This is a genomic window from Streptomyces sp. NBC_01006 (assembly GCF_045162725.1).
In the GTDB taxonomy this organism is placed as follows: Bacteria; Actinomycetota; Actinomycetes; order Streptomycetales; family Streptomycetaceae; genus Streptomyces.
In genome coordinates this window covers 993831-1019957 of sequence record NZ_CP108700.1, presented here as the reverse complement: position 1 = coordinate 1019957, position 26127 = coordinate 993831, and the positions used below count along the sequence as shown (strand labels likewise).

Genomic DNA, 26127 nt, shown 5'->3' with positions numbered 1-26127 from the left:
TCACCGACCTGCATTTCATACATGAGAGTGCTCCATGTGGTGGACAGCTCCGTGTCTCCACCAAAGCAGGGCGTGGCGCCGAAAGCCTGATGGGTGAGCCGTCCGGGTGACATCCGGCCGCTCGGCTCGCTCACCTGTTCGATGTGCGGGGCGGGGGCGCCGCGATACAGAAATACCCCGGACCAATTGACGGCCGGGGTATTCGTCAGCGTATATTTGATGTTTCACGCCTTGATTGACGGACAGGGCATGAAAAAGCTTTACGAGGACACCGTATCGGGTCGGGAGTGGCATTGTCAACCGTGGAATTCCGTAATGAGCAGCAATTCATCGACGAGCTCTATGCGCGCCTGGACGACCTGCGCGACCAGGCCGAACGGTCCGTGCAACAGGCTCTGTCCGGGGCGGGGACCGGGTTTCAGGCGCGGCTGGAGCGGGACGTGGTCGTCGCCGAGCAGTCCGGTCTGCTTTCCGCGCTGAACGCGGGCGAGAACGGTCTGTGTTTCGGTCGCCTGGAGTTCTCCGACGGACAGGACCACCACATTGGCCGTATCGGAATCAGGCAGGACGACGCGGACCGCACCCCCCTCGTCCTCGACTGGCGGGCCGAGGTGGCCCGCCCGTTCTACCTCGCCACGGGGCATTTCCCCATGGGCCTGCGCCGGCGCCGACACATCACCACCCGCGGCCGCGAGGTCACGGCCCTGCACGACGAGATCCTCGACCTCGCCGACACCGAGCGCACCGGCCACGAAGGGGCGGACGCCGACGCCGTGCTGCTCGCCGCGCTCGACGCCGCCCGCACCGGCCGCATGCACGACATCGTCCAGACCATCCAGGCCGAGCAGGACCGCATCATCCGCTCGCCCCACCAGGGCGTACTGGTGGTGGAGGGCGGTCCCGGAACCGGGAAGACGGCCGTCGCCCTGCACCGGGCCGCCTACCTCCTCTACGCCCACCGCGAGCTGCTCGCCAAGCGCGGCGTGCTGATCGTCGGACCCAACCCGGCGTTCCTCGGCTACATCGGCGGGGTGCTGCCCTCCCTCGGTGAGACCGGCGTCCTGCTCTCCACCCTCGGCGAGCTGTTCCCCGGCATCCGGGCGACCGGCACCGACCGGCCCGGCGCCGCCGCCGTGAAGGGCCGCGCCGAGATGGCCGACGTCCTCGCACGCGTCGTACGCGACCGGCAGGCGCTGCCGGAGACCGTCCCCGCCGGCAGCGGCGAGGACAGCGCCGTGCTCCCGGAGCCGGCCCTGGAGATCGACCACGACGACTACGGCACCCTGCGGCTCGACCGGACCATGGCGTACGAGGCCCGGGACCGGGCCCGCGCCACCGGGCTGCCGCACAACCTGGCCCGCCCGTACTTCGCGTTCCGCGTCATCGACTCCCTCACGGAGCAGCTCGCCGACCGGCTCGGCGCCGACCCGTACGGCGGCCCCAACCTGCTGGGCGCCGACGACATCGCGCAGCTCGGCAAGGAGATCGCGACCAGCGGCGAGGTGCACGCCGCGATCGACAGCCTCTGGCCGCCCCTCACCCCCCGGCAGCTCATCGCCGACTTCCTCGCGGACCCCACCCATCTCCCCGCCCACGAGGCCGGGTTGATCCGGCGCACGACGGACGACTGGACACCCGCCGACATCCCGCTGCTCGACGAGGCCGCCGAGCTCCTCGGCTTCGACGACAGCGCGCAGCGCGCCGCCGAGGAGCGCGAACGGCAGGAGCGCATCGCCTACGCCCAGGGCGTCCTGGACCTGTCGCAGGGGTCCGAGTCGTACGAGTTCGAGGACATGGAGAACGAGTTCCTCGCCGCGCACGACATCATCGACGCCGAGCGGATGGCGGAGCGGCAGGAGGAGGCCGACCACCGCAGTGCGGCCGAGCGGGCCGCCGCCGACCGGACCTGGGCCTTCGGGCACGTCATCGTGGATGAGGCGCAGGAACTGTCCGAGATGGCCTGGCGGTTGCTGATGCGGCGCTGTCCCACCCGGTCCATGACGCTGGTGGGCGACCCGGCCCAGACCGGCGACGAGGCCGGCTGCGGATCGTGGAAGCGGATCCTGGACCCGTACGTCGGTGACCGCTTCGAGCTGGTGCGCCTCGGCGTCAACTACCGTACGCCCGCCGAGATCATGGACCTCGCGGCCGCCGTGCTCCGGGCCCGCCACCCCGGATTCGAGCCGCCGAGCTCGGTACGGTCCACGGGTCAGCGGCCCTGGGTCCGGGCGACGGACGACCTCGCCGCCGCGGTCGCGGACGCGGTGCGCGAAGGCTCTCCGGCCGAGGGGCGGGGCGGCCGGCTGGCGGTGATCGCGCCGCGCCCGCTGCACGCGGCGCTGGCGGCCGCGCTGCCCGGCGTACGGGCGGGGGAGGAGCCGGACCTGACCCGTACGGTCGTCCTGCTGGACCCGCGCCAGGCCAAGGGGCTGGAGTTCGACTCGGTGATCGTCGTGGAGCCGGCGGACCACGAGCCGAGCGACCTGTACGTCGCCCTGACCCGGGCCACGCAGACCCTCGGGGTGGTGCACACGGGCCGGCTGCCGGAGGGGCTGGCCGAGCAGCCGTAAGCGGGGCCGCGGGCGGGGCGGGGGCGCGTCAGACCGCGGCCGGTACGAGGAGCGGCAGCGAATCGAGCGGCTCCGGGCGCTCCGGCCGCTGCGGGCGGTCGGGGAGCTCCAGCCCCGCCAGCCGCTCCAGGCCCGCCCGGCTCTCCTCGTCTACCGGCACCATCGTCACCAGACGCGGGCCCGCCGCCGGCCCGAGCCACAGATTGGTGTGCTCCAGGTGCAGCAGACCGACGTGCGCGTTGCGGATGTACTTCGTCTTGGCGCCCACGCCGAGCACCTCGTGGCGCGCCCACAGCTCCCGGAACTCCGGCGACTGCGCCTCCAGTCGCGCCAGCAGGGCCTTCCAGGTCGGCTCGGCGAGGTGTTCCGCCATCGCGGCCCGGAACTTGGCCACGATCGTGCGGTTCACCTCGGCCACGTCGGCCATCGACGCCCGCCAGTCCGCGTTGGTGAACGCAAGCCACAGGCAGTTGCGGTCCTCGGGCGCCAGCGCGTCCAGGTCGCAGAGCAGCCGTCCGTACGTGGCGTTGTACGCGAGGATGTCGTACCGGCTGTTCTGGATGCAGGCCGGGATCGGCCCCAGCTGGTCGAGCATCGCCCGCAGCGCCGGGGTCACGCTCGGGCACGGGGCATGCGGGGTCGGATCGAGGCTGCCGGCCAGCGCGAACAGGTGCGTGCGCTCACTGGCGTCGAGCAGCAGGGCGCGCGCCAGGGCGTCCAGGACCTGCGGGGAGACCTGGATCTCGCGGGCCTGCTCCAGCCAGGTGTACCAGGTGACTCCGACGGCGGAGAGCTGGGCGACCTCCTCGCGGCGCAGCCCCGGGGTGCGCCGGCGGCGGCCGCGCGGAAGCCCCACCTGCTCGGGCGTGATCCGCTCCCGGCGGCTGCGCAGGAAATCGGCCAGCTCGTGCCGGCGTACGTCGCTGTCGGAGGCAACAGTGGTCATGCAACCAGGGTGCCGCACCGCTCATCCCGTTGCCAGGTATTCCTTGTACCAGGATAGGAAGACTCTGGTACCAGGCTGAGCGCAGCGCGATCGTACCGGTGTGAGCGAAACGACCGTACGCACCACCCGTCCCTCCCCGTCCGCCCCGGCGGGCCGCCCGGCCTCCGGGCCGGCCCCGGCCGTGATCGGCCCGCTCGGGCTGTTCACCGTGCTGCTCGGCGCGGCCCTGCCCCTGATCGACTTCTTCATCGTCAACGTGGCGCTGCCCGCCATCGACAGCGACCTCGCGGCCGGCCCGGCCACGCTGGAACTGATCGTCGGCGGCTACGGCGTCGCGTACGCCGTGCTCCTCGTCCTCGGCGGCCGCCTCGGCGACATGGCCGGACGGCGCCGGCTCTTCCTGATCGGCATGACCGCCTTCGGTGTCACCTCGCTCCTGTGCGGGCTGGCGCCCACCGCCTGGACCCTGGTCGGGGCGCGGGTGGCGCAGGGCGCCGCGGCCGCGCTGATGCTGCCGCAGGTGCTCGCCACCATCCAGGCCACCACCCAGGGGCCGCGCCGGGCCCGGGCGATGAGCCTGTACGGGGCCACCGCCGGGCTGTCCATGGTCGCCGGGCAGATCCTGGGCGGCGTCCTGGTCGCGGCCGACGTCGCGGGCTTCGGCTGGCGCTCGGTGTTCCTGGTCAACGTGCCGGTGGTGGTCCTCGGGCTGGTGCTCGCCACCCGCGCCGTACCGGAGACCCGCTCGGACCGGCCGGCCTCGGTCGACGTACCGGGGACGCTGCTGCTCGCCCTGTCGCTGGTGTCCCTGCTGCTGCCGCTGACCGAGGGCCGGGCCGCCGGCTGGCCGCTGTGGACGTGGGTCTCGCTCGCGGTCTTCCCCTTCGCCGCCATCGCCTTCTACCGGACCGAGCGCCGCGCCGACCGGCTCGGCCGCACCCCGCTGGTGCCGCCGAGCCTGCTGCGCCTGCAGTCGCTGCGGCGGGGCCTGGTCCTGGTGGTGCCGTTCTCGATCGGCTTCAGCGGTTTCATGTTCGTCATCGCTGTGGTCCTGCAGCAGGGTCTGCGGATGGGCCCGGTGGAGGCCGGACTGGCGCTGGTGCCGATGGCACTGGCCTTCTTCGCCGCCTCGCTCGCCGGGCCGCGGCTGGTCGGCCGGTTCGGGAGCCGCGTCGTCACCGCGGGCGGAATCCTCCAGGGTGTCGGCGTCATCCTGCTCGTCCTCGCGGTCCTGCGCGGTTGGCCGGAGCTCGGGCTGCTCTCGCTCGCTCCGGGCGTGGCCGTGGCCGGCCTCGGCCAGGGGCTCCAACTGCCCGTCCTGATGCGGCTGATGCTGTCCGACGTACCGGCCGACCGGGCGGGCGTGGGCGGCGGGGTCATGATCACCACGCAGCAGTCCGCGCTCGCCCTCGGCGTCGCGACCCTGGGCAGCCTGTTCCTCGCCCTGGTCCCGTCGGCAGGCATGCGGGACGCGCTCGCCGTCACGCTGCTGGTCCAGCTGGGCATGATCGCCCTGACGGTGCTGCTGAGCCTGCGCCTGCCGAGGGTCGTGCGGTAGGGGCACACTCCCACTCGGCCTCACCGGCCACCCCCTGGTCCCGGGCCGCGGACCGGGGCGGGGTGTCACGAGGTGCGTCCGCTCCCGTACAGTCCGTGATGCCCGGGTTCCGCCAGGGGCCGGGACCAGCGGCGAACAGGAGAAGATCCGTGGCCACCGAAGCCGGCTTCGACCCCCGTCCGCCCGCCGCCCGTACGGGACGGCCGGTCCCCGAGCTGGACCGCGCCCTCGTGGAGCGGTGGCGCTCCGACGGGGCCGAACTGGTCGACCTGCTGGCCCTGGTGCGCGAACGGCTCGGCGGGGTCGCGGCGTTCGGTCTCGGGCCGAGCCCCACGGTGCTGGTCACGGACCCCCGGGCGGTCCGGCACGTGCTGGCCCTGCACCCCGACCGGTACGTCAAACGCTCCCACCGCGCCCGCCTGTTGATCGGAGACGGCGTACTCGCGGCGACCGGCGAGGCCTGGAAGAGCCAGCGGCGGCTGCTGCAATCCCAGTTCACCGGCACCGGCATGCGCCGCTACGAGCAGCGGATCGCGGAGGCCGCCCGGGTCACCGCCGGCCGCTGGGCCGCGTACGCCCGTACCGGGCAGCCGTTCGACGTCGGCCTGGAGATGCGCCGCTTCGCCCTGGACACCATCTGGCGCTCCCTCACCGGCCACCCCCTCGACGACGACACCGAGCGCGAACTGGGCGCCCTCGCCGTGGTGGTGGCCGCGATGCCCGAGCTGCCGGCCGACACCGCCGGCGCCCGGGAGGCCGTCGCCGCCGATCTCGCCAGGATCGACGCCGTCGCGCACCACGCCATCGAGGCCGCCCGCGGCGGCGGGGCCGGGCCCGACGGGCCGGGTCTCCTGCATCTGCTGCTCGGTGCGGCCGCCGAACGCCCCGAGTACACCGACCGGCTGATCCGCGACGAGCTGGTCACCCTGCTCGTCGCCGGCCACGAGACCACCGCCACCACCCTGACCTGGCTCCACCTCCTGCTCGACCGGCACCCCGCGGCCCGCGAGGAGGCCCTCGCCGCAGGCGCCCCGGGCTCGGCGGAGCGCCACCGCGCCGTCCAGGCCCTGGTCCACGAGACGCTCCGGCTCTACCCGTCGGCGTGGATCCTGCCCCGGTACGCCGCCGAGGCGGACGTGCTGACCGGCTACGCCGTCGAAGCGGGCTCCGACGTGGTGGTCTGCCCGTACCTCACGCACCGCGACCCCGAACTGTGGCCGGACCCCGAGCGGTTCGACCCCCGCCGCTTCACCGCCCCGGACGGCCGCCCGACCCACCCCGGCGCCTATCTCCCCTTCGGCATCGGCCCGCGCGCCTGTCTCGGCCTCCAGTTCGCCCTCCGCGAGTCGACCGTCCTGCTCGAACACCTGCTGCCCGCCCACGTCCCGGAGTTCCACTCCGTCCCCACGAAGGCCGCGTACAGCATCACCGTCCGCCCCGACGGCCCCACCCCGGCGACCCTCGCCTCGTAGAGCGCCTCTCCCGGACCCCGCCCCTCCCGGACCCCGCCCCTCTCGGACCCCGGCCTCTCTCGCACCCCGCCTCTCTCGGACCCTGCCCGCCCCGCCGCGCTCCTGCGGGCTTCCGGGGTCTGGTGTGAAGCAGTGAATCGGTGCTTCAATCCTTCCATGCCCTACCGTCGCCCGCCTTCCGTGCAGGCCCGCCTCGACGCCCGGCGCGAGCGGGTGCTCGAAGCCGCAGTCCACCTGCTCTCCCGGGAGGGGTACGGCGGCTGCTCGGTCGCCGCCATCGCCGCCGAGGCCGGGATCTCCACCGGCAGCGTGTACCAGTCGTTCTCCGGGAAGTCCGAGCTGGCCGCCGCGCTCTTCCGTACGCTCGTGGCCCGGGAGCTGGAGGCGGTGGCCGCCGCGACGGAGCGCCCGGGCGGCGCCGCGCAGCGGGTGGCGGCCGCCGTCGAGACCTTCGCGTACCGGGCGCTGCAAGCGCCGCGCCGGGCCTTCGCCCTGCTGGCGGAGCCGGCCGACCCGGCCGTCGACACCGAACGCCTCGTCTTCCGGCGGGCGTTCCGCGACGTGTACGCGCAGCAGATCGCCGCGGGCGTGGCCTCCGGAGAACTCCCGGCCCAGTCGCCCGAGTTGACGGCCGCGGCGCTCGTCGGCGCGATCGCCGAAGCGCTCGTCGGGCCGCTGGCCGACGGGGACGCGGCCCCGGGGGACGTCATCCCCGGTCTGATCACCTTCACCCTGCGTGCCCTTGGAGGACACGATGCCGCAGACGCATGAGGTCACCAACCAGGTGCCGCCGCACCTCGGTTACGACGCGGCCGCCGACCCGGCCCTGCTGGAGGCGGTCGCCCGCGAGGGCGGCGCGTGGGCGATACCCGAGATCCACCGGCTCGGCGCCCTCGCCGGCTCCGAACAGGCCGCGGAGTGGGGCCGCGTGGTCAACGAGAACCCGCCTGTGCTGCGCACCCACGACCGCTACGGCCACCGCATCGACGAGGTGGAGTTCCACCCGTACTGGCACGAGCTGATGGGCACCGCCGTCTCCCACGGGCTGCACGCCGCGCCCTGGGCGGACGACCGGGCCGGAGCGCACGTCGCGCGGGCCGCGAAGTTCCTCGTCTGGGGCCAGGTCGAGGCGGGCCACTCCTGCCCGGTGTCCATGACGTACGCCGCCGTACCCGCGCTGCGCGCGACCCCGGAACTCGCCGGCTGGCTGGAGCCGCTGCTCGCCTCCCGCACGTACGATTACGGACTGCGCCGGCCCGACACCAAGCAGGGCCTGATCGCGGGCATGTCGATGACCGAGAAGCAGGGCGGCTCCGACGTACGCGCCAACACCACGACCGCCGTCCCGGCCCCGGACGGCACCTACCGGCTGACCGGGCACAAGTGGTTCACCTCCGCGCCCATGTCGGACGTCTTCCTGACGCTGGCCCAGGCCCCGGGCGGGCTGTCCTGTTTCCTGCTGCCCCGGGTGCTGCCGGACGGCAGCCGCAACCGCCTGCTGCTCCAGCGCCTCAAGGACAAGCTCGGCAACCGGTCCAACGCCTCCGCCGAGATCGAGTACGACGAGGCCTTCGGCTGGTTGGTGGGGGAGGAGGGGCGCGGCGTCGCGACGATCATCGAGATGGTCAACATGACCCGCCTCGACTGTGTGCTCGGCGGGGCATCCGGGATGCGCCTCGGTGTCATCCGCGCCGTCCACCACGCCACGCACCGGCGGGCATTCGGCAAGGCGCTCATCGACCAGCCCCTGATGCGCAACGTCCTCGCCGACCTCGCCCTTGAATCCGAGGCGGCGACCGCCGTCGCCCTGCGCCTCGCTGGCGCCACGGACCGGGTCTCCCAGGGCAACCAGGACGAGGCGCTGCTGCGGCGGCTGGGGCTGGCCGTCACCAAGTACTGGGTCTGCAAGCGCGCCCCCGGGCACGCCGCCGAAGCCCTCGAATGCCTGGGCGGCAACGGCTACATCGAGGACTCGGGCATGCCGCGCCTCTACCGGGAGGCCCCGCTGTCGTCGATCTGGGAGGGCTCCGGCAACGTCGCCGCCCTGGACTCGCTACGGGCGATGGCCCGGCAGCCGGAGACCGTCGAGGCCTTCTTCGAGGAGGCCGGGCGGGCGGCGGGCGCCGACCGGCACCTGGACGCGGCGGTGGCCGGACTCCACAAGCAGCTGGCCGATCCGGCCGAGGCCGAGTACCGGGCCCGGCGGCTCACCGAGACGATGGCCCTGGTCCTCCAGGCATCGCTGCTGCTGCGCCACGCCCCGGGCGCGGTGGCCGAGGCCTTCTGCGCCTCCCGCCTGGGCGGCGAGCACGGCGGCGCGTACGGGACGCTCCCGACGGGCGTGGACACGGAAACCATCCTGTCCCGGGCCATGACCGCACCCGCGGCCACCGCCTGACGGGCGGCGCCCCGGCCAGGCCCGGCCGAGATCCTCGGCGGACCGGGCCTCGGGGGTGTCCCCGGAGTCCCGCCATCGCGTGGCGGCCGGGTGCGGCGCGTACCTGGACCGGCCGGAACCGCGCCGGACCGCACCGCGCGCGGCGCCGCGGCCTGATCCGGAAGGGGAGGCTCTACGCCGGGTCGCGTCGCGGCGCCGTGATGCGGCGTACGGCCTCGACCACCGCCGCGCGGTGCTGCGCGAGCCGCTCGGCCGCCCAGCCGGTGCCCGAATCGCCCGCCGCCGGGCCGCCCACCGCGCCGAACCAGGCCTGGGACAGGCCCATCACCAGTGTGAGGACGTCGGCGGGGTCCAACGAGGCGTCGACGTGCCCCGCCTTCTGCGCATCCTCCACCACCGCGATCTTGCCGCGGTAGGACTCCGCCTCCGCGGCCGTGGCCCCGGGCCGCTCCAGCTGCTTCCACAGCACGAGTCGCATCAGGGACGGCCGCTCGACGAGGTGGTCGAACACGGCGCCCGCGTACCCCGGCAGGTCGTCGGGGCTGAACGGGACGGATTCAGAACCGGTCTCCAGCGCCCGCCGCAGGACGGCGTCGAAGAGCTGTTCCTTGTTGCCGTAGTAGACGTAGATGAGCCGCTTGTTCGCCTGTGCGGCCTCGGCGATGCGGTCGACCCGCGCGCCGGCGATGCCATACGCGGCGAACTCGGAGAAGGCCGCGTCGAGCAGGCGTGCCTTGGTCGCGCTGGAATCCCGTGCCATGGGCGAAGCCTAGCAAGTAACTATCTGGTTATTGACATCCGGCGCGAGGTGGGTCCATAGTCGAACTATCCAGTTAGTTACTTACGGAGAGAGGGCAGCATCATGGAGATCCGCGCACTGGGCGGTCAGGGCCTTGAGGTCGGCGCCGAGGGCCTCGGTCTGATGGGGATGAGTGCCCACTACGGAGCCACCGACGAGACCGAGTCCCTCGCCACCATCGACCGCGCGCTGGAGCTCGGCGTCACCCTGCTCGACACCGCCGAGGGCTACGGCCCGTTCCTGAACGAGCAGCTCCTCGGCAAGGCGCTCGCCGGCCGCCGCGGCGCGGCCGTGATCGCCACGAAGACGGGTGTCGAGTTCACCGACCAGGGCGAGCTGCGCGGCCACAACGGGACCCCCGAGTACATCCGCCGCTCGGCCGACCGCTCCCTGCGCCACCTCGGCACGGACCACATCGACCTGTACTACCTGCACCGCGTCGACCCGAACGTCCCGATCGAGGAGAGCGTCGGCGCCATGGCCGAGCTCGTCTCCGCCGGCAAGGTCCGCCACATCGGCCTGTGCGAGGCCGCGCCCGCCACCATCGCCCGCGCCCACGCCGTGCATCCGCTCGCCGCCGTGCAGACGGAGTACAGCCTCTTCGAGCGCGGCATCGAGTACGACGGCGTCCTCGACACCCTGCGCGAACTCGGCATCGGGCTCGTCGCGTACTCACCGCTCGGCAGGGGCTTCCTCTCGGGCGCGATCACCACGCCGGACGACTTCGCGGCGGACGACTTCCGCCGGACGGACCCCCGCTTCCAGGGCGAGAACTTCGACCGCAACCTGGCCGTCGTGGACCAGGTCCGGCGCCTCGCCGCGGACAAGGGCGTCACCCCCTCGCAGCTGGCCCTGGCCTGGACGCTGCGCCGCGGCGCCGTGCCGATCCCGGGCACCAAGCGCCGCCGCTACCTGGAGGAGAACATCGCCGCGACGGCGGTGACGATCACGGACGCGGACCTGGCCGCCATCGACGCGGTGGCCCCGCACGGAGTGGTCTCCGGCGACCGCTACGCCCCGGAGCTGATGGCGTCCCTGAACGGCTGACCGTCCGGCCGCCCGCCCCGGCCCCGCCGCCTTCCGCGGGGCCGGGGCGCTCCCGGGCCCGCGCTCACCCGCGCGGGTCCACGGGCGTGAGCACGCCGAGCCGGTCCTCGACCGCCTGGGCGGCGTCCAGGCACAGGTCCTCCCGGAACGCGCGCCCGACGATCTGGACCCCGCACGGGAGTCCGCCGGTCACCCCCGTCGGCACGGCCACCGCCGGCACGCCCACGAAGCTGGTCACCGTGCACAGACGCATGCCCGACCCGACCCGGTCGCGGCCCGCCCGGTCGCGCGACTCCAGCCCCGGCTCGACCGGCGGCTCGGTGAACGTGGGGCCGAGCAACAGCGGGTACTCGTCGAGGAACTCCGCCCCGGAGCGGCGGATGCCCAGCCAACGGCCCATCAGTCCCACGAGCTCGTCCGCGCTCGCGGGCGGGGTGCGCTCCATCATCATCGCGATGTACCGGTCCCCGCCCGGGCCGAGCAGCGTGCGCACCACCGGCCGGCTCGGAGCGAACTCGGTCACGGCGATCCGGCCGTATGCGTCGAGGGCCTCGGCCGTGCGGGGTACGTCCGCCACCTCGCGCACGTCGTATCCCGCATCCCGCAGCGCTCCGGCAGCGCTCTCCACGGCTCCGCGCACCGCGGGGTGGACGCCCTGCCCGCCGGGGTCCGCCACGACGGCGACCTTCACCGGCCCGGGCAGCGGTTCACCGCGCACCGGCACCGGCACGGCCCGTGGGTCGCGCGGATCGGTCCCGGCCAGTACCTCGTACGCGAGGCGCAGGTCGCCCACCGACCGTGCCGGCGGCCCGTCGGTGACGAGCATCTGGGACGCGGGGCCGGGGTCGTCCGGGCCGAGGACGCGGTGGTCCGCCGGGAACCGGCCCGTGGACGGCTTCAGCCCCGCCACACCGCAGAACTGGGCTTCGCCGTCGGGTACGTGGGCGAGCGCATCGGCGAGCGCGTACGGGCCCGGACCGCCAGGAGCCCGGCCCAGTCGGCGGCCACCGCCCTCGGCCATGTGGCCACCGAGATCTCCCTGCTGCGGGAGGAGCACCGGGCCGAGGCCAGGGTCTGGCTGGCCTTCGTCGCGCAGGCGGCGGTCAGCGAGGCCCTCGCCGTGACGCTGAAGGCGAACTACGCGGCCCTGCAGGAGTCGTTCGCCCGGCTCGTCGCCGAGGCGGCGCAAGACGCCGGCCGCGCAACCCCCCTCGATCCGCAGCGCGAGGCCCGTACCCCTCCTCGCCCTCGCGGACGGCCTCACCGCGCACGTCCTCATCGGACACCTCACCCCGCACGAGGCGCAGGACGTCCTCCACGTGCACCTGGGCAGACTCTGGACGCACTCCGGGTGACGGTCGTCGCGGATGCGGGAAACCGTCCGGCGCGCCGTGGCCGTGGTGCACCTTTCGCGCTCTAATGTCGCGGCATGGCTGACATGTTCGATCACAATCCGCAGGTGTGGACCGCTGGCCGGCTCCGCGAGGCGCTGGCGGCGCTGCCCGACGAGACCCCGATCCACATCGGCGTCGCCGACGGCCCCGGGGACTTCGAGGGCTACGGGGAGTACGTCCTCGTGGACGCCGAGCCCGTCGAGGTGGACGTCGATTGCGAAGGCGCGGGCGACCACGACGGCGAGCCGGGCCACCGGGTCCAGTTCACGCTGTTCGCCGACGCCACCGCCGGGGCCTACCACCTCGACCTGGACTGACCTTCCCGGTCGGCCCCGAGGAACTCGGAGATCAGGCGGTTCGTCTTCGCGGGCGCCGCCGTGGGCAGCGCGTAGTGGGTGAGCTGCGGGAACGTTTCGACCCGGGCGTGCGGTACGGCTTCGCGGGCGCGGGCCGCGACCTTCTCCGGATCGTGGGCCCCGCTGCGGCCCGCGAGCAGGACCAGCAGCGGGGCCCTCAGTGCCCGGGCGTCCGGCCGACGGCCGACGACCAGCTTCCGGTCGGCGACGTCCGAGGCCGCCAGGGCGAAGAGCCGCTTCCACTGCGGGTCGGTGTCCGTGCCCGACGTCTCGCGGTCGACGTACGCGAGCACGCGGGCCGCCCGCGGGCGCACCAGCACGGGCAGTGAGCGCAGCAGGAATCCGGGGCGGTATCCCGCGAAGCACTGGGTCGGGTCGAGGAGCACCAGCCGGTCGACCCGCTCCGCCGCGTGCAGCGCGTACGTCAGGGCGATCCAGGCACCGTACGAATGCCCCAGCAGCGCGGCGCTCCGGACACCGAGCCCGTCCAGGAGCGCGTCCAGCCAGGCCATCAGGTCGGCGGTCGTGCGCAGCGGGCGGCCCGCGCGCACGCTGCGGCCGGCGTCGCCGAGGATGTCGACGGCGAGGACCCGGTGGTGTGCGCCGAGCGCCGCGGCGTTGGCGAACCAGACGGCGCCGGTGGAGCCGCCGCCGTGCAGGAGCAGGACCGCGGGGGCCCCGGCGGGCCCGTACGCGTGCACGCGGGTCGTTCCGTACGGGGTCGGGACGTCGAGCTCGGCGGTGCCAGCCGGCCAGCGCGCGAGCAGCGCGTCGTAGGCGGCGAAGAACTCTTGCGATGCGGATGCGGATGCGGATGCGTACACGGTCACGGCGGGCCCCCGGATATCGTCTCGTTGACCGATTATCTCGTTCGGCGAGAGAATAGTCGAGTGAACGATGACGACACCCCCGCCATGCGGCTGGTACACCTCCTGCGCGCGGTCACGGTGGAACTCCACCTGCGTGGCGCCGAGTTCGCGGCGCGCAACGGTCTGCATCCGACCGATCTGCGGGCCCTGATCCGGCTGCTCGATGCCGAACGGGCGGGGGAGGTGGTCACCCCGGGGCGGCTCGGTGAGGCGCTGCGGCTCAACTCGGCGGGTACCACCGGGCTCCTCGACCGGCTGGAACGGCTGGGCCTGGTCCGCCGCAGCCGCGACGAGCGGGACCGGCGCCGGATCCTGCTCGTCGTCGAGCCGAAGGCCGTCGAGCTGGGCTGGTCCTTCTTCGGCCCGCTGATCGGCGGCATGGTCGACGCGGCCGAGGAGTTCACTCCCGGTGAACTGGACGTCGTACGGCGCTACTTGACTGCGGCCCTGGAAGCCGCCGACCTCGCCGGCAAGGGTGCGTAGGGCCGCCCGGCCGGAATCCGATGGCCCGGCGCGGGCGTGCGGTGCGAGACTCGCTCGGTGGAAACGATCATCAAGGACATGGCGGAGCGCCTCGCTCGGGTACCCGGTGTGGTCGGCGTGATGCTCGGCGGCAGCCGGGCCCGCGGAGAGCACCGGCCCGGATCGGACTGGGACCTCGGCGTCTACTACCGCGGCGACCTCGATCTCGACGCGCTGCGCGCCTCGGCCGGACCCGGGGTGGACGTGGCCGCACCCGGGGACTGGGGCCCCTGGGTGAACGGCGGCGCGTGGCTGCGGGTCGAGGGGACCGCCGTGGACTGGATCCTGCGGGATCTGGACCGGGTCGGGCAGGTGTGGGAGCAGTGCCGCGAGGGACGGTACGAGGTCGGCGTACAGGCGGGGCATCCGCTCGGGTTCTGGTCGCCCTGCTACGCGGGCGAGGTGGCGCTCGGGCGGGTACTCGCCGATCCGACGGGCGAGCTCACGGACCTTCGACGGCAGACCGCCGACTATCCGGAGCCGCTGCGGGAGGCGCTGACGGCGGGGGCCTGGGAGGCGGAGTTCCTGGTCGAGGGAGCGGCGAAGGGCGCGGCCCGGGCGGACGCCCTGTACGTGTCGCTGTGCCTGTCCCGGGCCGTGGGCGTGCTGGTGCAGGCGCTGTTCGCCGCGGACCGCCGCTGGTGCCTGAACGAGAAGGGCGCGCTGGCCGTCGCCGAGACGCTGCCCGGCGCACCCGCCGGCTTCGGCCGCCGCGTCCGCGACCTGCTGGGCGCGCCCGGCACCACGGCCGAGGCGCTGACGGCCACCGTCGCCGAGGCCCGCGCCCTGGTCGCCCGGACCCGCGCGGGCCTCTGACCGGGGGAAACCCGGTTGTCAGGGGGCGCAGCCGCTGGAAGGGTGAGCGCCATGCCTACCTTCTCCGCGCCCGACGGGACCACGCTCGCCTACCGGATCCTCGGCGGGGACGGACCGCCGCTCGTCTGCCTGCCCGGCGGGCCGATGCGGGACTCCGTCTACCTCGGCGAGCTGGGCGGGCTCTCCGCGCACCGGCAGCTGATCATGCTGGACCTGCGCGGCACCGGCCGGTCCGAAGTACCCGCCGACACCGGCTCCTACCGCTGCGACCGCCAGGTCGAGGACGTCGAGGCCCTGCGCACGCACCTCGGCCTCGACCGGATGGACCTGCTCGCGCACTCGGCCGGCGCGAACCTGGCCGCCCTGTACGCCGGCCGCCACCCCGAGCGCGTCGGCAAGCTCGTCCTGCTCACCCCGAGCGTGATGGGCGTCGGCATCACGATCACGGGCGAGGACAGGCTGGAGACCGCCCGTCTGCGCCGGGGCGAGCCCTGGTACGCGGACGCGTACGCCGCCCTGGAGGCCGTCGTCGCCGGCCGGGGCACCGCCGACAGCTGGCAGGCGATCGCCCCCTTCCTCCACGGTCGTTGGGACGACGCCGCCCGGGCCTACGACGCCGCCGACGAGGCCCAGAAGAACGCCGGGGCCACGTCCGGCTACGCCGGTGAAGGCGCCTTCGACCCCGGCGCCACCCGTACGGCACTCGCAGGGTTCGACGCTCCCGTGCTCCTCCTCGCGGGCGAGTACGACGTATCGCTGCCGCAGCCCGCCGCCGCCGAGTACGCCGGTCTCTTCCCGCACGCCCGGCTCGCCGTCCAGCCCGGAGCCGGCCACGCCCCGTGGCTCGACGACCCCGAGCGGTTCACCGGGGTCATCGCCGCGTTCCTGGCCACCGCGGGAGTCCCGAACCCGGCGTAACCTGGTCTGACCGCCGTATCCGCCTGTGACCAGGGAGGCGGCGCATGACCGACCCGTACGGGTTCCTCCGGACCCCGCGTAGCTCCGTCCCGTCGCGCCCCGCGGACCAGCGGCTCGGCGACTGGCGGGAGGTGCACGCCGGGCAGACGCTGCTGCCCCTGGTGTCCGCGCAGGCGAACCGCTGCATGGACTGCGGCGTCCCCTTCTGTCACGGCGGCTGCCCGCTCGGCAACCTCATCCCCGAGTGGAACGCCTACGCCGCGCACGGCGAGTGGCGGGCCGCGGCCGAGCGGCTGCACGCCACCAACAACTTCCCCGAGTTCACCGGCCGGCTCTGCCCGGCCCCCTGCGAGGACTCCTGCGTACTGGCGATCAACGCCGACCCGGTGACCATCAAGAACGTCGAGCAGACCATCGCCGACCAGGCCTGGGAGCTCGGATACGCCCCGCCGGCGCCGCCCGGCCGGCTCAGCGGACAGACCGTGGCCGTCATCGGCTCCGGCCCGGCCGGGCTCGCCACGGCACAGCAGCTGACCCGGGCCGGGCACACCGTCGTCGTCTACGAGCGGGCCGACCGCATCGGCGGCCTGCTCCGGTACGGCATCCCCGCGTTCAAGATGGAGAAGACCCACCTGGACCGGCGGATCGCCCAGATGCGGGCCGAGGGCACGGTCTTCCGTACGGACGCAGACATAGGCGGCCGCGTGGACGCGGCGGAACTGCGCCGACGCCATGACGCGGTCGTCGTCGCCGTCGGGGCCGAGGAGCGCCGGGAGCTGGCCGCGCCGGGCCGCGAGCTGCACGGCATCCACCAGGCCATGGAGTACCTGACCTGCGCCAACCGGGTCGGCGAGGGGGACTGCGCGGCGCCCGCGCTCACCGCCGAGGGCCGGCACGTGGTGATCGTCGGCGGCGGGGACACCGGCTCGGACTGCCTGGGCACCGCCCTGCGGCAGGGGGCGCTGTCGGTGGTCCAGCTCGACATCCGCCCGGAGCCGGGCCCCGAGCGGCCGGAGGGAGAGCCGTGGCCGCTGGTACACCCGCAGGTGTACCGGATCTCCCACGCCCACGAGGAGGCGCGCGGGCGGCACGGCACCGATCCCCGGCTGTTCTCCAGCGCCACCCTGCACTTCGAGGGCGGTGCGGACGGCCGAGTACGGGCCCTGCACCTCACGGCGGTCGAGCCCGTGGGGCGCAGGCCGATGCCGGGCACCGAGCGGGTCATCGAGGCGGAGCTGGTCCTGCTGGCGCTCGGCTTCTCCGGCCCCGAGCGGGCCTGCCGGCTCGGCGAACAGCTCGGGCTCACCCGCGACGACCGGGGCAACTTCGCCCGGGACGCGCACTACGCGGCCCTCGGCGGGCCCGGCGATCCCCGCGAGCTCGGCAAGTCCGGAGGGCCCGGCGCCTCCGCGCCACCGGGCCGTCCCGCGAGGCCCAAGGCGCCGCCCTGGGCCGAGGCCCCGGCGGCCGGCGTGCCGCCGACCTGGGGCCCGCCGAGGGAGCGGCCCTCCCGCCGCCGGCCCGACGGGGTCTTCGTGGCGGGCGACGCCGGGCGCGGCCAGTCCCTGGTGGTGTGGGCCATCGCGGAAGGCCGGGCGGCGGCCGCCGCCGTGGACCGCTACCTCACCGGCTCCACGGCCCTGCCCGCCCCGGTCGGCGCCCACGACCGGCCGCTGTCGGCCTGACCGGCCCCGCCGGAACCGGACCCGAAGACCGGGCTTCACCCGACGCGGCTCCGGCGCGCCCCGCGGGGCTGCACAATCGTGGGGTGACTGCTGAAGATCGTTTCCTGTGGCTGGAAGACGTCGAGGGCGAGGCCGCGCTGGCCTGGGTGGGGGAGCGGAACGCGGAGACCGCCGCCGCGCTCGCCGCCGACCCCGGCTTCGAGGCGTTGCGCGACGAACTGCGCGAGGTCCTCGACGACGCCGACCGCATCCCGTACACCGCCCGACGCGGGGCTCACCTCTACAACTTCTGGCGGGACGCGGACCGCCCGAAGGGCGTGTGGCGGCGTACGACGCTGGAGCAGTACCGCAAGGACGACCCCGCCTGGGAGGTGCTCCTCGACATCGACGCCCTCGCGGCGCGGGAGGGCGAGGAATGGGTGTGGGCCGGCGCCCGGGTGCGGTACCCGGACTACGGCCGGGCCCTGGTCCAGCTGTCCCGGGACGGCTCCGACGCCGTCGTGGTCCGCGAGTTCGACCTCGACGGCCGGGCCTTCGTCCCCGGTGAGGACGGCGGCTTCCACGTCGCGGAGGCGAAGACCCGGATCGGCTGGATCGACGAGGACACCGTCTTCCTCGGCACCGACTTCGGGCCCGGTTCGCTGACCGCCTCCGGCTATCCCCGTACGGTCCGCCGCTGGCGCCGGGGCACCCCCCTGGCGGACGCCGAGCTCGTCTTCGAGGCCGAGGCGGGAGACGTGTCCGCTGCGGGCTGGCACGACCCGACCCCCGGTCACGAGCGCGACTTCGTCTCCCGGCACACCGACTTCTTCCACGACGAGCTGTACCTGCTCGCCGGCGGCGACCGGCTCGTCCGCGTCGAGGTCCCGGACGACGCGGGGAAGTACGCGTTCCGGCAGTGGCTGATCGTCACCCCGAAGACCCCCTGGCTCGGACACCCGGCGGGCTCGCTCCTCGCCTTCGGCTTCGACGCGTTCCTCGCCGGTGACCGCTCAGCGCACGTGCTGTTCGCGCCGGACGAGCGCACCGCGCTGGCCGGGCACAGCTGGACCCGCCACCACCTGATCCTGGAGACGCTCGCCGACGTCGCCACCCGCATCGAGGTCCTCACCCCGGGCCCGGACGGCTGGAGCCGCCGGCCGCTCGCGGACGTGCCGGCCCTGTCCTCGGCGACCGTCACCGACACCGACGCGGACGTCAGCGACGAGTACTTCCTGAACGTCGACGGCTTCCTGCAGCCCTCCACCCTCACGTACGGGCACATCGGCGCCGACTCCGAGCCGCTCAAGCAGGCCCCCGCCCGCTTCGACGCCCGCGGGCTGGCGGTCCGCCAGTTCTTCGCGACGTCCGCGGACGGCACGCGGGTCCCGTACTTCGTCGTCGGCCCCGCCGGCCAGGACGGGCCCGGGCCCGCGCTCCTCTACGGGTACGGCGGCTTCCGGGACCAGCAGACCCCCGGCTACAGCCCGCTCACCGGGCGGGCGTGGCTCGCCCGCGGCGGTACGTACGCGGTCGCCAACATCCGCGGCGGCTCCGAATACGGCCCCGCCTGGCACCGGGCCGCCCTCGGCGCGAACCGGGTACGGGCCTTCGAGGACTTCGCCGCCGTCGCCGCCGACCTCACCGCCCGGGGCATCACCACCCCCGACCGGCTCGGCATCACCGGCGCCAGCAACGGCGGCCTGCTCATGGGCGCCATGCTCGTCCGCCACCCGGAGCTGTTCGGCGCGGTCGTCGCGAAGGTGCCCCTCCTGGACATGCTGCGCTACCACCGCCTGCTCGCCGGGGCCTCCTGGGTCGCCGAGTACGGGGACCCCGACAGCGAGGCCGACCGGCCCCACCTCGAAGCCCTCTCCCCGTACCACAACCTCGCCGCGGACCGGCCGTACCCGCCCCTGCTGCTGATGACCTCCACCCGCGACGACCGCGTCCACCCCGGCCACGCCCGCAAGGCGGCCGCCCGGCTGCGGGAGCTGGGGCACCGGGTGCTCTTCCACGAGAACACCGGCGGAGGCCACGGCGGAGCCAGCGACAACGAACAGGCCGCCGTCAACCACGCGCTCGCGTACACGTTCCTGTGGCAGCACCTGGGCGCCGGCGCGAGGTGACGGGCACCGCCGCGCGCCCGGCAACACGAAAATGCGTTGCCCGGGCGCGGGCGGCTCCCGCACGATGATCCGCTGTGAGTACCACCCGTTCGTCCCGCTTACTGCCCGACCTCTCCCCGTGGCGCTCCAGTCGCGACTTCCGGCTGCTCTTCTTCCAGGGCGCCATCACGTTCTTCACGTCGTTCATGGCGATGATCGCCCTCCCGCTCCAGATCAAGCACCTGACGGACTCGCCGCTCGCGGTCGGTGCGATGGGCGCGGTGGAACTCGTCCCGCTCGTCGTCTTCGGCATCTACGGCGGGGCCCTGGCCGACGCGATCGACCGGCGGCGGATGATCCTGCTGAGCGAGGCCGGGCTCGGGGTGCTGGCCCTGGTCCTGCTCGTGAACTCCCTGCTGCCGAACCCGCTGCTGTGGCCCCTGTACGTGGTCGCGGCCGGCGTCTCGGCGCTGGCCGGGCTGCAGCGCCCGGCCCTGGACTCGATGATGGCGCGGATCGTGCCGCACGAGCAGATGACCGCGGCCGCCGCGCTCAACGCGCTGCGCTACCAGATCGGTGCGATCGCCGGACCGGCGCTCGCCGGCCTGGTCGTCGCCTACGCCGGCTATCCGGCCGCCTACGGCGTGACCGTCGCCGGCTTCGCGCTGTCCGTCCTGCTGTGCACCCGGCTGGCCCCGGCGCCGCCCTCGCCCGACGCGCAGCGGCCCTCGCTGCGCGGGATCGCCGAGGGCGCGCGCTACGCGTGGAGCCGGCCGGTGCTGCTCGGCACGTACGCGGTGGACCTGGCGGCCATGTTCTTCGCCTTCCCGAACACGATCTTCCCCTTCCTCGCGGACGAGCTCGACGCGGTGTGGGCGCTGGGCCTCATGTACTCGGCGGGCGCCGTGGGCTCCCTGGTCCTCGGGATGACCAGCGGCTGGACCTCCCGGGTGCGAAGGCACGGGCTGTTCGTGGTGTGCGGAGCCGCGGTCTGGGGTGTGGCGATCGCGGCGGCCGGCTGGTTCACCGACATCTGGGTGGTGCTGGCGTGCCTGGCGGTCGCGGGCGCCGGCGACATGCTGAGCGGCCTGGGCCGGGCGACGATCTGGAACCAGACCATTCCCGAGGAGCTGCGCGGGCGGCTGGCGGGCATCGAGGTGCTCTCGTACAGCGTGGGCCCGCAGCTGGGCCAGGTCCGCGCGGGCACGGTCGCGGGCTGGACGGGCACGCGGTCGGCGTTCTGGAGCGGAGGCCTGATGTGCGTGGCGGCGGTGGCGGCCCTGGCCGTAGCGCTGCCCAGGCTGGTGACGTACGACTCCGACACGGACGAGGACGCGCTGCGGCGCCGCGCGGCGAAGGAGCACGCCGAGGAGGGCCGCACCGGGGAGGGCCGCACCGGGGAGGACCGCACCGGGGAGGAGACGGGGCCGCTCCCCACGCCCACCTCGTGACGAAACGGTCATATTCCTGTCATTCTCCGCGCATGCCGGCGACGGAGGGTGGAGGAGATCAGGTCGGCACGTGGCAGGTGAGGAGAACGAGATGAAGAGGGGCGCGCAGCGAGCAGCCGTCACCGCGGCCGTGGCCCTGGCCGCCGGAGCCCTGTCCGCCTGGATCGCCGTCGCGGGCGACGGCGACGGGATGAACGCGACCGCGGCGAGCCGCTTCGCATCCGGGTACGTGCCGTACGCGGCCGTCGTGCTGCTGGTCTCGGCCACGGCGCCGACGGCGGTGCACGCCGTCCTGCGCGCCGTGCTCTCGCAGCTGGTCATGATCTGGGGCTACTACACCTGGGGCCCGATGATCACCTTCGAGCGGACGCCCACCCAGGCCGCGCACTACGCGCAGGAGTGGGCCACGGTCGCCGTCACGGCCGTCCCGGTGGCGGCGCTGGCCACGTACGGCCTGGTCCGCGCGGCCCGCCGGCTCGCCGCCCCGCGCGCCGGGCGGGTCTCGGCCTAGGCCGCGGGCTGATCCGGCCTGATCCAAAAGACACGGCCTAATCGGGCGGCGGCCCTACTCCGGTCGCCGGGTCCGGGCCCTGGCGGGGCGGCAGGCGGTCGCCGGGTTCCGGCCGGGGCCACGGGTGGACGACGTACTGGTTCTCGACGAGGTGCTCGTACACCTCGAAGTCGACGGCCTGCCACCGGTCCATGTCGCCGTGGACGGCCCGGAACTGGGCCGGAGTCGGACTTGCCACCCTTCTCACCTCCACGCGGACGCCTCATACGACGCTAGAACACTTCGGGAACCCGTGCACTACGTGGTGACGGGTTCCCCCGCGAGGCCGGCCAGGTGCAGCGCGCGGTGCATGGCGGGCAGGTCCCAGTCCTCGTCCCGGTCCTCGTTGCCGGTGGCCGCGACCAGGGCGTCCAGTGCCCGAGGTGCCAGCCGGTACTCCTCGGCGGCCGCCAGGAGCTCCTCCGCGGCCGGGCCGTGGTCGGCCAGCAGGCCGAGGACTTCCCGCCGATCGACGAAGCGGTCCATACCGCAGTCCAGACCGTCGTCCTTGAGGTCCTCCGGGTAGGGCGCGCGGGCCCATGCGCCGTTCTCGTACCAGTAGACGCATCCCAGCTCCCAGCCCTCCAGCAGGTCGCGCAGCGTCTCGTACGGGAGCCAGTCCGGGCCCTGCGCCAGCATGTCGACGGCGGGCTCGTGCCACTTGACGCCGCTCGACTCGTCCTCGCCGTAGAGCACGAAGCGGCCCTGGCCCATCCGGGCCAGGGCCCACCACGTGCAGCCGGCGTCGTCGAGACGGAGTGCGGCGCCGTCGATCCAGTGGCCGGTGCGGTGGATGCCGCGGCTCTCCGCCGCGGTGGTCGCCTCCAGTACGGCGACCAACGCCCACCGGGCCCACAGCAGTTCCGCCGCGGGGAGGTCTTCGGGCCGGCCCGGCCGGTCGATCGTCATGCTGTCCCTGCTCCTCGTGCCGGTGTCGTAGGCGTACCGGCACGAGGGTATCCGGCTGTGTCCGGCCGCTGCCGTCACACCGTCAGGGCTTCGCGTACCGCGAGGTGTCGGTGCACAGGGCCCAGATGACGAACACGCCGATGCCGATGGCGACGATCGACCAGAGCGGCTGGTACGGCAGCCACATGAAGTGCACGATCACGTACAGGGAGGTCAGGACGATACCGGCGATCCGGCCGGCCTCCCAGCCCTTGAGGATGGCCGCGCCGGCGAGGAGGACCAGGATGCCGACGATGAGATGGATCCAGCCCCAGGCCGTGAGGTCGAACTTGAACGTGTAGTTCCCGATGTCCGTGTACACCTCGTCGTTGGCGAGGGCGACGATGCCCTCGATGATGGCGAAGACGCCAATGACGATCATCAGGACACCTGCGAACACCGTGCCGCCCTCGGCCCAGGGGCTGCCCGTACCGGTCGGCCTGCTGCTTCCAGTCGTTCCACTCGGCGTGCTGCTCATCGCGCCGCCTCTCTCTCGGGTGCGGGACCCCGGGTCTTCCTGACCCGTCGGTCCCGACATCCATCGTGCGTAACGGTGGCGCGGGGCGCATGTCGGGGCGTATCGGTGCTGCTCGCAGAGCGTGAGCGGCCGGGCGGCCGGGCAGCGGGATACCGGCCAAAGACAGGGCCCCGGGGCTTGTCGGGGGGAGGCGGTGGGCAGTGCTTCGGGCATGTTGAGGCCTCAGCGTGAGCTGCCCCGCCAGATCTCCGACGCGCACGTCGACGCCCTGGTCGCGCTCGACCCGATCACCGGCACGTACCTCGGCACCTCCGTCGGCGTCGGCAGACTGCCGGACTTCTCGCCCGACGGGGCCGCCGCCGAGGCCTCTCTCGCGCGCGAGACCCTGGTACGGCTCGCCGGGAGCGACGCCGACACCGGCTCTGACGTGGACGTCGAGCGGCGGTGCGCACGGCTGCTGCGGGAGCGGCTCGACGCGGAACTCGCCCAGTACGAGGCGGGCGAGCACGTGCGCGGGGTGAACAACATCTCCTCGCCCCTGCACCGGGTCCGCAAGGTCTTCGCGGTGATGCCGACCCGTACGTCCGAGGACTGGGCGGCGATCGCGCAGCGGCTGCGGGCCGTGCCCGACTGCCTGAGCGGCTACCGGGCCTCGCTCGCCGAGGGCGTGGGGCGCGGACTGGCCGCGGCGCCGCGCCAGGTACGGGCCAACGTGGCCCAACTGGAGGAGTGGCTGGGCTCCACGAGCACCACGAGCACCATGAGCACCACGGGTTCCGCAGGCTCAACGGGCGGTGGGTTCGGCCCGCTGGCCGCCGGCGCGCCGCCGCACCTGCGCGCCGAGGTCGAGGCCGCCGCGCGGGTGGCGACGGGCGCCTTCGCGGAGCTGGGGGAGTGGTTCCGGCGCGAGTACGAGGCACAGGCCACCGGGACCGGCGCCGAGGACGCCGTCGGCCGCGAGCGGTACGGCCGCTTCGCCCGCTACTACACCGGCGCGGACCTCGACCTCGACGAGGCGTACGCGTACGGCTGGGAGGAGTTCCACCGGCTGCTGCCCGAGATGCGGGCCGAGGCGACGCGCATCCTGCCGGGCGGGCAGGACCCCTGGGTGGTACTGGCCTGGCTGGACGACCACGGCAAGAGCGTCCACGGAGTGGAGGAGGCCAGGGTCTGGCTCCAGTCCCTGATGGACGAGGCCGTGGCGGCCCTGGACGGGCGGCACTTCGACATCGCCGAGCCGGTCCGGAACGTCGAGTCGTGCATCGCGCCGCCCGGTGGCCCCGCGGCCCCGTACTACTCGCAGCCGTCCCTGGACTTCGCCCGCCCGGGCCGGACCTGGCTGCCGACGCTGGGCCGGACCCGCTTCCCCACCCACAACCTCGTCTCCACCTGGTACCACGAGGGCTTCCCCGGGCACCATCTCCAGCTGGGGCACTGGACGTTCGTCGCGGCGGGCCTCTCCCGCTACCAGACGAACGTCGCCAAGGTCAGTGCCACCACCGAAGGTTGGGCCCTCTACGCCGAACGCCTCATGGACGAGCTGGGGTTCCTCACCGACCCCGCCCACCGGCTGGGCCACCTCGACGCCCAGATGATGCGGGCCGTCCGCGTGGTGATCGACATCGGCATGCACCTGCGGCTGAGCATCCCCGCGCACTCGCCGTTCCGGCCGGGGGAGCGGTGGACTCCCGCGCTGGCGCGGGAGTTCCTCGGCCGCTACTCCAGCCGGCCCGCGGCCTACCTGGACAGCGAGGTCGTCCGCTATCTGGGCAGGCCCGCCCAGGCGATCTCGTACAAACTCGGCGAACGGGCCTGGCTGGAGGGGCGGGAGCGGGCCCGGGCCAAACAGGGCCCGGACTTCGACCTCAAACGCTGGCACATGGCCGCGCTCTCGCTCGGCTCACTCGGTCTGACGGATCTGAGCGACGAACTCGGATCCCTGTAGGGGGATCAGGGGCGGGCGGCGGTGTGTTCCAGGACGGCGCGGACCTCCGCGGTGATCGCGGTCTCGTTGCGCTCGAACTCGGGGCCCGTCAGCAGGCTCGGGTCCGCCGGGAGACCGGTGAGGACCGGGGTGTGCAGGTGGCCGCCGGGAAGTCGCGGGGCGAGTTCGCCGCGCAGGCGGTTGGAGCGGTAGGCCACCTCGTTGGACAGGTAGCCGCCCCCGCCGCCCTCCACCGCCCGCGAACCCGGGGTCGGACCGTCCTCGCGGTCCACCGGCCCGGTGGCGCCCGCCGGGATCTCAGTGACGGCGGTGTTGAGCAGTACCGGGTACGGGCTCTGCACGGCGCCGGTCGCCGCCTCGGTCGGGAGTGTCGTCCGGATGAACTCCGCGCCCGGGCCGAGACCGGGGGCGGTCACCGGGTGCTCGCGGGTACCGCCGGAGAGGGAGCCGGTGTTGTCGGGGTACGGATCCGCCGACCGGGACCGGCCCGCCCAGGCCTCCAGGGTGAAGATGCCGGGGTAGCCCTGGCTGATCGTGGTGATGACGTCCGCCGCGCCGGGGCCGCCGGCCAGGCGCGGGGCGAAGGCCCGCTCCACGATGCCGGCGTCGAAGTCGGCGTACCGTACGGGCAGCACGACGGCCCGGATCTCGGCGCGGCTGCCGTCGGCGAGGGTGATCCGGCGCCCGTTGAGCTGGAGGGCGGCGGAACCGGAGGGGTTGGCGCGGCGCAGTTCGGTGTCGAGCCCGAAGGGGTCGAAGCCGCTGATGAAGACGCGGCGTACGCCCGCCGGCGTCCGGAAGCCGTTGTCGGCGAGGCCGCGGGAGGCGTCCTCGAAGCGGGCGCGCAGTGCGGCGCGGTCGACGGCGAATCCCGGCTCCCAGCGGGCGAGCGCGGTGGTCATGGCCAGCCGGGTCCAGTACAGGGGGCGGTCGTCCCCGGCCGGGAGGTCGCCGCCGGGCCGCTGCCCCTGGGCGCGGCGTACGGCGGACTGCCAGAGCGCCTCGCCCCAGCCGTCGAGCAGCCGCTCGGCCTCGGCGGGGTTGCGGGCCGAGCACAGTGCGGCGGGGAAGCGCCGTACGAAGTCCCCGAACCCGGCGCGTTCGACGAGCGCGGTGCTGCGCGCATCCGCGAGCCGTGCCTGCTCGGCGTCGAGGGGAGCAGAGGGTGTCGTACGGCAGGAGGAGGTGTCGTCCGCGTGCGCGGGCGCGGTGACGGCCAGGGGGAGGACGGTGGCGAGAAGGACCGCGAGCGAGGCGGTGCGCCGTAAAAGCATCATGCGATGTGACATTACATAGCCATCACCGCGCCCCACCAGAC

At 74.0% G+C, this 26127-nt stretch carries 22 protein-coding genes and 2 pseudogenes; 16 read left to right on the top strand and 8 right to left on the bottom strand.

All coding sequences use genetic code 11. From position 1 onward, the window contains the following. The first annotated feature begins 293 nt into the window (after positions 1-293). Entirely contained in the window at positions 294-2570 is a 2277-nt protein-coding gene (locus OG509_RS04580; RefSeq protein ID WP_406180322.1) for a HelD family protein, read from the top strand. A 28-nt stretch (positions 2571-2598) separates the two neighbouring features. On the opposite strand, the gene OG509_RS04575 is transcribed toward OG509_RS04580, so the two are convergent. Next, complete coding sequence (locus OG509_RS04575; RefSeq protein ID WP_406180320.1) at positions 2599-3516, bottom strand: helix-turn-helix domain-containing protein; 918 nt, start codon at positions 3514-3516, stop codon at positions 2599-2601. 181 nt (positions 3517-3697) lie between these two features. On the opposite strand from OG509_RS04575, the gene OG509_RS04570 reads away from it, so the two are divergent. From OG509_RS04570 to OG509_RS04555, 4 genes are all read left to right on the top strand, one after another. Then, positions 3698-5074, top strand: a complete 1377-nt coding sequence (locus OG509_RS04570; RefSeq protein WP_406187461.1) for an MFS transporter — start codon at positions 3698-3700, stop codon at positions 5072-5074. Between the two features lie 149 nt (positions 5075-5223). After that, complete coding sequence (locus OG509_RS04565; protein WP_406180319.1) at positions 5224-6546, top strand: cytochrome P450; 1323 nt, start codon at positions 5224-5226, stop codon at positions 6544-6546. Between the two features lie 156 nt (positions 6547-6702). Beyond that, complete coding sequence (locus OG509_RS04560) at positions 6703-7317, top strand: TetR/AcrR family transcriptional regulator (RefSeq protein ID WP_406180317.1); 615 nt, start codon at positions 6703-6705, stop codon at positions 7315-7317. Then, positions 7301-8944, top strand: coding sequence for an isovaleryl-CoA dehydrogenase (locus OG509_RS04555; RefSeq protein ID WP_406180315.1), 1644 nt, complete (start codon positions 7301-7303; stop codon positions 8942-8944). Before OG509_RS04560 ends, OG509_RS04555 begins: the two co-directional genes overlap by 17 nt. A 172-nt stretch (positions 8945-9116) precedes the next feature. Here the strand turns inward: OG509_RS04555 and OG509_RS04550 are convergent, their stop codons facing one another. Next, a complete protein-coding gene (locus tag OG509_RS04550) occupies positions 9117-9704 on the bottom strand; it encodes a TetR family transcriptional regulator (protein ID WP_406180313.1) in 588 nt (195 codons plus the stop codon). Between the two features lie 102 nt (positions 9705-9806). Here OG509_RS04550 and OG509_RS04545 point away from each other — a divergent pair, with 102 nt between their 5' ends. Continuing rightward, entirely contained in the window at positions 9807-10790 is a 984-nt protein-coding gene (locus tag OG509_RS04545; protein ID WP_406180311.1) for an aldo/keto reductase, read from the top strand. A 64-nt stretch (positions 10791-10854) separates the two neighbouring features. On the opposite strand, the pseudogene OG509_RS04540 reads toward OG509_RS04545, so the two are convergent. After that, positions 10855-11781, bottom strand: a pseudogene (locus OG509_RS04540) (amidase family protein); the annotation flags it as partial. On the opposite strand from OG509_RS04540, the pseudogene OG509_RS04535 reads away from it, so the two are divergent. Further along, a pseudogene (locus tag OG509_RS04535) lies at positions 11725-12145 on the top strand (TetR family transcriptional regulator C-terminal domain-containing protein); the annotation flags it as partial. The pseudogenes OG509_RS04540 and OG509_RS04535 sit on opposite strands and share 57 nt — an antisense overlap. A gap of 74 nt (positions 12146-12219) precedes the next feature. Then, positions 12220-12501: a DUF6225 family protein gene (locus OG509_RS04530; RefSeq protein ID WP_387291862.1), complete on the top strand. Its 282-nt coding sequence runs from the start codon at positions 12220-12222 to the stop codon at positions 12499-12501. Here OG509_RS04530 and OG509_RS04525 read toward each other — a convergent pair. After that, complete coding sequence (locus tag OG509_RS04525) at positions 12480-13370, bottom strand: alpha/beta fold hydrolase (RefSeq protein WP_406180310.1); 891 nt, start codon at positions 13368-13370, stop codon at positions 12480-12482. The genes OG509_RS04530 and OG509_RS04525 overlap by 22 nt on opposite strands. Before the next feature lie 84 nt (positions 13371-13454). On the opposite strand from OG509_RS04525, the gene OG509_RS04520 reads away from it, so the two are divergent. The 7 genes from OG509_RS04520 to OG509_RS04490 all read left to right on the top strand — a co-directional run bounded on the left by OG509_RS04520 (position 13455) and on the right by OG509_RS04490 (position 21399). Next, positions 13455-13892, top strand: a complete 438-nt coding sequence (locus tag OG509_RS04520; RefSeq protein WP_406187460.1) for a MarR family transcriptional regulator — start codon at positions 13455-13457, stop codon at positions 13890-13892. 78 nt (positions 13893-13970) lie between these two features. Continuing rightward, positions 13971-14747 carry a nucleotidyltransferase domain-containing protein gene (locus OG509_RS04515; RefSeq protein WP_406187459.1) on the top strand — a complete coding sequence of 259 codons (777 nt, stop codon included), beginning with the start codon at positions 13971-13973 and terminating at the stop codon, positions 14745-14747. A 51-nt stretch (positions 14748-14798) separates the two neighbouring features. After that, on the top strand, positions 14799-15665 hold the full coding sequence (locus OG509_RS04510; protein ID WP_406180309.1) for an alpha/beta fold hydrolase: 867 nt from the start codon (positions 14799-14801) through the stop codon (positions 15663-15665). 44 nt (positions 15666-15709) lie between these two features. Beyond that, on the top strand, positions 15710-17350 hold the full coding sequence (locus OG509_RS04505; RefSeq protein WP_406180307.1) for a glutamate synthase subunit beta: 1641 nt from the start codon (positions 15710-15712) through the stop codon (positions 17348-17350). Between the two features lie 83 nt (positions 17351-17433). Then, a complete protein-coding gene (locus OG509_RS04500; RefSeq protein ID WP_406180306.1) occupies positions 17434-19458 on the top strand; it encodes a prolyl oligopeptidase family protein in 2025 nt (674 codons plus the stop codon). A gap of 74 nt (positions 19459-19532) precedes the next feature. After that, positions 19533-20888: an MFS transporter gene (locus tag OG509_RS04495; RefSeq protein WP_406180304.1), complete on the top strand. Its 1356-nt coding sequence runs from the start codon at positions 19533-19535 to the stop codon at positions 20886-20888. 91 nt (positions 20889-20979) lie between these two features. Next, positions 20980-21399, top strand: a complete 420-nt coding sequence (locus OG509_RS04490; protein WP_406180303.1) for a hypothetical protein — start codon at positions 20980-20982, stop codon at positions 21397-21399. Between the two features lie 37 nt (positions 21400-21436). Here the strand turns inward: OG509_RS04490 and OG509_RS04485 are convergent, their stop codons facing one another. From OG509_RS04485 to OG509_RS04475, 3 genes are all read right to left on the bottom strand, one after another. Continuing rightward, positions 21437-21637: a hypothetical protein gene (locus OG509_RS04485; protein ID WP_406180301.1), complete on the bottom strand. Its 201-nt coding sequence runs from the start codon at positions 21635-21637 to the stop codon at positions 21437-21439. A gap of 59 nt (positions 21638-21696) precedes the next feature. Next, positions 21697-22347, bottom strand: a complete 651-nt coding sequence (locus OG509_RS04480; protein WP_406180299.1) for a hypothetical protein — start codon at positions 22345-22347, stop codon at positions 21697-21699. A gap of 82 nt (positions 22348-22429) precedes the next feature. Continuing rightward, entirely contained in the window at positions 22430-22864 is a 435-nt protein-coding gene (locus OG509_RS04475) for a hypothetical protein (RefSeq protein ID WP_406180297.1), read from the bottom strand. A 211-nt stretch (positions 22865-23075) separates the two neighbouring features. Between OG509_RS04475 and OG509_RS04470 the strand changes: the two genes are divergently transcribed. Then, positions 23076-24809 (top strand): DUF885 domain-containing protein, encoded by a 1734-nt coding sequence (locus OG509_RS04470; RefSeq protein ID WP_406180296.1) that lies wholly within the window; start codon positions 23076-23078, stop codon positions 24807-24809. Positions 24810-24814: 5 nt separating this feature from the next. On the opposite strand, the gene OG509_RS04465 is transcribed toward OG509_RS04470, so the two are convergent. Next, positions 24815-26086 carry a pyroglutamyl peptidase gene (locus OG509_RS04465; RefSeq protein WP_406180294.1) on the bottom strand — a complete coding sequence of 424 codons (1272 nt, stop codon included), beginning with the start codon at positions 26084-26086 and terminating at the stop codon, positions 24815-24817. Positions 26087-26127 lie beyond the last annotated feature (41 nt).